Origin of the sequence: Gilliamella sp. B3892 (assembly GCF_026536305.1) — a bacterium.
Classification (GTDB): Bacteria; Pseudomonadota; Gammaproteobacteria; order Enterobacterales; family Orbaceae; genus Gilliamella.
On record NZ_JAFNOK010000033.1, the window covers coordinates 1 to 1191 of the forward strand.

Here is a 1191-nt window from a genome sequence, read left to right on the forward strand (position 1 = left end):
ATAAAAGATCCTGACAACGTCAATTGGACAGTTGTTGTTTATTTATTTTTTGTCACTTTACTCGGTTCATTATCTAGCTATTGCTATCAGTTTCTAAACGGCAATAAATTCCATATCTGGGTGCTAGTTGCACAAATATTTATATCGATATTTGCTGGAACGCTTGTTGTATTAGCCGCAAGTTATTTTAATTGGGACTTTGAGTTAGCAGGTGGTATAGCTGGCTTAGCTGGTTGGTCAGGTGCGGCTCTAATCAAAGCATTAGAAGAACGGTTAATAAGAAAAGCCAAAGGGGATGGTTAATGAACTTAACAGAACATTTTACATTGGACGAATTTACACGCTCAACAACAGCGGACAGATTACAGATTGATAACTCAGTGCCGGCCGACCTAATGCCTAATGTGCAATTAACAGCTATTAAACTGGAGTTTGTAAGGCAGGCACTAGGTAAGCCAATTAACATTACATCAGGTTATCGTTGCCCAGCATTAAATGCACGTGTTGGTGGAGTGTCAACTAGCGCACACACGAAAGGATTAGCGGTAGATTTCCATTCATCATACGGCACACCTAAAGAGATTTGCCAACGATTAATCGATGCGGGAGTCCAGTTCGACAAACTCATTCAAGAGCATAATCAATGGGTGCATATCGGCTTTAATCCTAATAATAATCGCCAGATAGTTTTGACTGCTGTTAAGCAGGGCGGTAAGACGATTTATAAGAACGGTTTGCTATGAGTAAAGAAAAGTTATTAAGCATAATATTACTTATTGTCGGTTTTGTTTTTTCTATTTATTTTGGCTACAACAATTATCAGGAGAAAAAGCGGTTAAAAGAAGCCAATGCCGAGCTAACTAATCAAATTAACCAGCTAGAGCAAACCATATTTAGAAACAGCCAAATCATCGCAGATAACGAATTATCAAAACGTGAACTAGAAAATCAATCACTAGAACGGCAGGAGCAAATTAATGAGCAACTCAAAGATAATGATTGCGCTAAGCAGTTTGTGCCTATGCCTGTTTCTGCAAGCTTGTACAACCGAGCGAAAAGTATACGTGAATCGACCGATACCAGCCAATCTATTAAGTGACTGTTTACCAAATTTACCACCTAATCCCATGACTTTTGGTGATAGCTTACGATATAACGAGCATTTATTAAATGTCATTGAGAAGTGTAATT

At 38.3% G+C, this 1191-nt stretch carries 3 protein-coding genes; all 3 read left to right on the top strand.

The window, feature by feature from the left end; translation table 11 throughout:
• Positions 1-303 (top strand): phage holin family protein (locus tag J3U74_RS12345; protein WP_267338091.1); only part of this gene is annotated, 303 nt, incomplete at its 5' end.
• On the top strand, positions 303-743 hold the full coding sequence (locus tag J3U74_RS12350; RefSeq protein ID WP_267338090.1) for a D-Ala-D-Ala carboxypeptidase family metallohydrolase: 441 nt from the start codon (positions 303-305) through the stop codon (positions 741-743). The genes J3U74_RS12345 and J3U74_RS12350, both read left to right, overlap by 1 nt.
• On the top strand, positions 740-1099 hold the full coding sequence (locus J3U74_RS12355) for a hypothetical protein (protein ID WP_267328487.1): 360 nt from the start codon (positions 740-742) through the stop codon (positions 1097-1099). Before J3U74_RS12350 ends, J3U74_RS12355 begins: the two co-directional genes overlap by 4 nt.
• Positions 1100-1191: the final 92 nt, after the last annotated feature.

Bases quoted from the DNA above. Each gene is read 5' to 3' on its own strand.
- J3U74_RS12350 (WP_267338090.1), top strand. From the start codon at position 303: ATGAACTTAACAGAACATTTTACATTGGACGAATTTACACGCTCAACA.
- J3U74_RS12355 (WP_267328487.1), top strand. From the start codon at position 740: ATGAGTAAAGAAAAGTTATTAAGCATAATATTACTTATTGTCGGTTTT.